General features: G+C 53.7%; 5 protein-coding genes and 1 tRNA gene. All 6 read left to right on the forward strand.

The window, feature by feature from the left end; translation table 11 throughout:
- The first annotated feature begins 54 nt into the window (after window positions 1–54).
- Complete coding sequence (gene pncC, locus GV764_RS11650; protein WP_161660311.1) at window positions 55–552, forward strand: nicotinamide-nucleotide amidase; 498 nt, start codon at window positions 55–57, stop codon at window positions 550–552.
- Window positions 553–641: 89 nt separating this feature from the next.
- On the forward strand, window positions 642–1,706 hold the full coding sequence (gene recA / locus GV764_RS11655; protein ID WP_161660312.1) for a recombinase RecA: 1,065 nt from the start codon (window positions 642–644) through the stop codon (window positions 1,704–1,706).
- Between the two features lie 51 nt (window positions 1,707–1,757).
- Window positions 1,758–2,261 carry a regulatory protein RecX gene (locus GV764_RS11660; RefSeq protein ID WP_161660313.1) on the forward strand — a complete coding sequence of 168 codons (504 nt, stop codon included), beginning with the start codon at window positions 1,758–1,760 and terminating at the stop codon, window positions 2,259–2,261.
- Window positions 2,262–2,399: 138 nt separating this feature from the next.
- Window positions 2,400–5,030, forward strand: a complete 2,631-nt coding sequence (gene alaS / locus GV764_RS11665; RefSeq protein ID WP_161660314.1) for an alanine--tRNA ligase — start codon at window positions 2,400–2,402, stop codon at window positions 5,028–5,030.
- Window positions 5,031–5,396: 366 nt separating this feature from the next.
- The gene (gene csrA / locus GV764_RS11670) at window positions 5,397–5,582 is read left to right on the forward strand and encodes a carbon storage regulator CsrA (RefSeq protein ID WP_002434672.1); all 186 of its coding nucleotides are present in this window, start codon (window positions 5,397–5,399) and stop codon (window positions 5,580–5,582) included.
- A gap of 293 nt (window positions 5,583–5,875) precedes the next feature.
- A tRNA-Ser gene (locus GV764_RS11675) sits at window positions 5,876–5,968 on the forward strand.
- The last annotated feature ends 32 nt before the right edge of the window (window positions 5,969–6,000 follow it).

Here is a 6,000-nt window from a genome sequence, read left to right on the forward strand (position 1 = left end):
AAAAGGGCAGTGCGCGTTGCTAAGCGCATTGCCCTCACTACAATTGGAGCCGTGATGACAGACGATGAACTGAAGCAATTGAGCAAATCAGTGGGCGAGGCGTTAAAGCAGCAGGGCGCGACAGTGACGACCGCTGAATCCTGCACCGGCGGCTGGGTTGCAAAAGCGATTACCGATATTGCGGGCAGCTCCGCCTGGTTTGAACGCGGTTTTGTCACCTACAGTAACGAAGCCAAGGCGCAGATGATTGGCGTTGACGCCGACACGCTTAATCAGCACGGCGCCGTCAGCGAACCGGTGGTGATCCAGATGGCGCAGGGCGCGCTTGCCGCCGCCAATGCCAGCTATGCGGTATCCATTAGCGGCATCGCCGGGCCGGACGGCGGCAGCGAACAAAAGCCAGTGGGCACGGTGTGGTTTGGGTTCGCCAGCCGCCGGGGCGACAGCTTCACGCGTCATGAATGCTTCAGCGGAGACCGCGATGCGGTGCGGCGTCAGGCCACGGTTTATGCATTAAAAACGCTCTGGCAACATTTTCTACAAAAGGCTTGATACTGTATGACTATACAGTATAATTGCCACATCGAAATAATAGCGGCAACGTGGGCGATGGTGCTTCACCTTGCATGACAGGAGTAAAAATGGCTATCGACGAAAACAAACAGAAGGCGTTAGCGGCAGCTCTGGGCCAAATTGAAAAGCAATTTGGTAAAGGCTCCATCATGCGTCTGGGTGAAGACCGTTCCATGGATGTGGAAACCATTTCAACGGGTTCACTTTCCCTGGATATCGCGCTCGGCGCGGGCGGTCTGCCGATGGGCCGTATCGTTGAGATTTATGGTCCGGAATCTTCCGGTAAAACTACGCTGACGCTGCAGGTTGTCGCCGCCGCACAGCGCGAAGGCAAAACCTGCGCCTTTATCGATGCTGAGCATGCGCTGGACCCGGTCTATGCACGTAAGCTGGGCGTTGATATCGATAACCTGCTGTGTTCTCAGCCGGATACCGGTGAGCAAGCGCTGGAAATCTGTGACGCCTTAGCGCGTTCTGGCGCGGTTGACGTAATTATCGTCGACTCCGTTGCGGCGTTGACGCCGAAAGCGGAAATCGAAGGTGAAATCGGTGACTCTCACATGGGCCTCGCGGCACGTATGATGAGCCAGGCGATGCGTAAGCTGGCGGGTAACCTGAAGCAGTCCAACACGCTGCTGATCTTCATCAACCAGATCCGTATGAAGATTGGTGTGATGTTCGGTAACCCGGAAACCACCACCGGTGGTAACGCGCTGAAGTTCTACGCTTCCGTTCGTCTTGATATCCGTCGTATCGGCGCCGTAAAAGAGGGCGACGAAGTGGTGGGTAGCGAAACCCGCGTAAAAGTGGTGAAGAACAAAGTTGCGGCACCGTTTAAGCAGGCTGAATTTCAGATCATGTACGGCGAAGGTATCAACTTCTACGGCGAACTGGTCGACCTGGGCGTGAAGCACAAGCTGATTGAAAAAGCGGGCGCGTGGTATAGCTACAATGGCGAGAAGGTAGGCCAGGGTAAAGCGAATGCCACTAACTTCCTGAAGGAAAACAAAGCCATCGCGCAGGAAATTGAGAAGAAATTGCGTGAGCAACTGCTGCACAATCAGGATGACAAACCGGCTTTCTCTACTGAAGAGTACGAAAAAGACGAGTCAGAAACTAACGAAGACTTTTGATAGACAGGGCTGCCCAGGCAGCCCTTTTTCATTACTGACGCCTGAATAACTATGACTGAACGTTCTCCCCGCCGCTCGGTATATGCACGTCTATGCGACCGGGCAACCCGTTTACTTGCCATGCGCGATCACAGCGAGCAAGAGCTGCGTCGCAAGCTGGCAGCGCCATTTATGGTGAAATCGCCCCAGGATCAGGTTGAGTCAATCTCCCCTGAAGACGTCGAAAACGTGATTCGCTGGTGTTATGAACACAACTGGCTTGATGACGCGAACTTTGCGGGTCGTTATATCGCGAGCCGGGCGCGCAAAGGGTATGGCCCACAGCGTATCCGCCAGGAATTACAGCAAAAAGGGCTGAGCCGCGAACACTGCGACGCCGCGTTCCGTGCAAGTGACGTCGACTGGCAGCAAATTACCTGGGATATCGCGGTGCGTAAATTTGGCGAACCGTTGCCGCTAACTTATCCCGATAAGGTAAAAGTGCAGCGATTTTTGCTGTACAGAGGCTTCCTGATGGAGGATATCCAGGAGATATACCGAAATTTTGCCCGTTGAGCGCATACTGGATTTTACTTCCCTCCTCAGAAAACTTATCTTATTCCCACTTTTTTCCCGTCAGGGCGGACAGAGATTCACCAGTCGGTTTATCATGTCCGGCTTACGACAATTCGTTAGCTTGATTTCAGGATAATTATGAGCAAGAGCACCGCTGAGATCCGTCAGGCGTTTCTCGATTTTTTCCACAGTAAAGGACATCAGGTAGTTGCCAGCAGCTCTCTGGTCCCTAATAACGATCCCACTCTGCTGTTTACCAACGCCGGGATGAACCAGTTCAAGGATGTTTTCCTTGGTCTCGATAAGCGTAATTATTCCCGCGCAACGACCGCGCAGCGCTGCGTGCGTGCGGGTGGTAAACACAACGATCTGGAAAACGTCGGTTACACCGCTCGTCACCACACCTTCTTCGAAATGCTGGGTAACTTCAGTTTCGGTGACTATTTTAAACATGATGCTATCCAGTACGCCTGGGAGTTATTGACCGGCGAGCAGTGGTTTAACCTGCCTAAAGACCGCTTATGGGTCACCGTTTACGAGAGCGACGACGAAGCCTACGAAATCTGGGAAAAAGAAGTGGGTATCCCGCGCGAACGCATTATTCGTATCGGCGATAACAAAGGCGCGGCTTACGCTTCTGATAACTTCTGGCAGATGGGCGATACCGGCCCGTGCGGTCCGTGTACCGAAATTTTCTTCGACCACGGCGATCATATCTGGGGTGGCCCTCCGGGAAGCCCGGAAGAGGACGGTGATCGCTATATCGAAATCTGGAATATCGTGTTCATGCAGTTCAACCGCCAGGCTGACGGCACCATGGAACCGCTGCCGAAACCGTCTGTTGATACCGGTATGGGGCTGGAGCGTATTGCGGCGGTGCTGCAACATGTTAACTCCAACTATGAAATCGATCTGTTCCGCGATCTGATTCAGGCGGTGGCGAAAGAAACCGGCGCGACCGATTTGAGCAACAAATCCCTGCGCGTTATCGCTGACCACATCCGTTCCTGCGCATTCCTGATTGCCGATGGGGTTATCCCGTCCAATGAAAACCGTGGCTATGTGCTGCGCCGCATCATTCGTCGCGCAATCCGTCACGGCAACATGCTGGGCGCGAAGGACACCTTCTTCTACAAACTGGTTGGCCCGTTAATTAGCGTCATGGGTTCCGCCGGTGAAGATCTCAAACGCCAGCAGGCGCAGGTTGAGCAAATTCTGAAAACTGAAGAAGAGCAGTTTGCCCGTACGCTTGAGCGTGGCCTGGCGCTGCTGGATGAAGAACTGGCGAAACTCTCCGGCGACACGCTGGACGGTGAAACCGCATTCCGCCTGTATGACACTTACGGATTCCCGGTGGATTTAACCGCTGACGTCTGCCGTGAGCGTAACATCAAAGTTGACGAAGCGGGCTTTGAAGCCGCCATGGAAGCGCAGCGCCGTCGCGCGCGTGAATCCAGCGGTTTTGGCGCTGACTACAACGCCATGATCCGCGTTGAAGGCGCATCCGAGTTTAAAGGCTACGACCATGTCGAACTGACCGGCAAGGTGACTGCGCTATTTGTTGACGGCAAAGCTGTTGAGCAAATTGCTGCAGGCGAGCAGGCGGTAGTGATCCTCAACGAAACCCCGTTCTATGCGGAATCCGGCGGCCAGGTTGGCGATCGCGGCGAGCTGCTGGGCAATGGTTTTGCTTTCGCTGTGGAAGATACCCAGAAGTATGGTCAGGCGATTGGTCATATCGGCAAACTGACCAGCGGCGTATTGAAAGTGGGCGAGGGCGTAAAAGCGCAGGTAGACGAAGCGCGTCGTGCGCGCATCCGCCTGAATCACTCCGCTACCCACTTAATGCATGCGGCGCTGCGCCAGGTTCTGGGCACCCACGTCGCGCAGAAAGGCTCGCTGGTTAACGATAAAGGCCTGCGTTTTGACTTCTCCCATTTCGAAGCCATGAAGCCGGAAGAGATCCGCGCGGTGGAAGATTTGGTGAACGCGCAAATCCGTCGCAACTTGCCGATTGAAACGCAGGTGATGGATCTGGAAGCCGCCAAAGCGAAAGGCGCAATGGCGCTGTTCGGCGAGAAATATGACGAACGCGTGCGCGTGCTGAGCATGGGCGATTTCTCCACCGAACTGTGCGGCGGTATCCATGCCGCGCGTACCGGTGATATCGGCCTGTTCCGCATCGTTGCCGAGTCTGGCACTGCGGCGGGCGTGCGTCGTATTGAAGCGGTCACTGGCGAAGGCGCGCTGGCGCAGGTTCACGCGCAGAACGATCAGCTGCACGATATCGCACAGTTGCTCAAAGGCGACAGCCAGAACCTGAACGAGAAAGTTCGTGCAGTGATTGAGCGCACGCGTCAGCTTGAAAAAGAACTGCAGCAACTGAAGGAGCAGCAGGCCGTTCAGGAAAGCGCGAACCTCAGCAGCAAAGCCGTTGATCTTAATGGCGTAAAACTGCTGGTCAGCGAACTGACCGGTATCGAACCGAAAATGCTGCGTACGATGGTTGATGACCTGAAAAACCAACTGGGTTCCACCGTTATCGTACTGGCGACCGTTGCCGATGCTAAGGTTTCTCTGATTGCGGGGGTCTCGAAAGATTTGACCGACCGTGTAAAAGCAGGCGAACTGATCGGGATGGTAGCTTCGCAGGTTGGGGGTAAAGGCGGTGGACGTCCGGACATGGCGCAAGCCGGTGGTACGGATGCCCAGGCGTTGCCGGCAGCCCTTTCCAGCGTAGAAAACTGGGTCGCATCGCGACTCTCATAATGAATAAGGTATAGGCAAAGGCGCTATAACAATCCGTTGTTATGGCGCCTTTCTCTCTCTACCCATGTTACCCCTTATTTCCCGTGTGTCAGTGAGCTGGCAGGTCTCATGAGTCGGTCGCAAAGAGGATGTTTGCGATAAGATGTAATGAGTTGTGGTGCTTTCTGTAGCATGGATGTGAACGGGTATATAACGATAAAGTCGGGTTGAAAATTTCTGGATCGGCTAAACTTAGGTTTAACAGAATGTGATGCCGTGACTGCTTACACTTTATGTGTTTGTCATCGCTTACTTTTTGGCGTTATATGATGGATAATGCCGGGATACAGAGAGACCCGACTCTTTTAATCTTTCAAGGAGCAAAGAATGCTGATTCTGACTCGTCGAGTTGGTGAGACCCTCATGATTGGTGATGAGGTGACTGTAACGGTTCTTGGGGTAAAGGGTAACCAGGTACGCATTGGCGTAAACGCCCCCAAAGAAGTTTCCGTACACCGTGAAGAGATCTACCAGCGTATCCAGGCTGAAAAATCGCAACAGTCCAGTTTCTAAAGATATCGCGTCTCGCTGCATGGCGAGACGCAACTCCTCTTTTCCTGCCTTTATTTTCTCTGACTTTCCCTTTCGACGTTGACTGTCGTACTACGCTTATGCCCCGTTTCTCTGCGGTTTCATGTTGATTAAACGCCTTTTTGTTGGCAAAGCAGACGAATTGCGCGTGAATTGTGCAAACGAAACAGAGTCGGGAAAAATTGTTTGACTTATAAGTCCCAGAAAGTAATATGTGCGCCACGCAGCGCCGATGAGCAGAAACAAGTTCTTCGGGGCACTCGAAAGAGGCGTGTGGTGAGGTGGCCGAGAGGCTGAAGGCGCTCCCCTGCTAAGGGAGTATGCGGTCAAAAGCTGCATCCGGGGTTCGAATCCCCGCCTCACCGCCATTTGCATCCGTAGCTCAGCTGGATAGAGTACT

The organism is Atlantibacter hermannii (genome assembly GCF_009907385.1).
In the GTDB taxonomy this organism is placed as follows: domain Bacteria; phylum Pseudomonadota; class Gammaproteobacteria; order Enterobacterales; family Enterobacteriaceae; genus Atlantibacter; species Atlantibacter hermannii_A.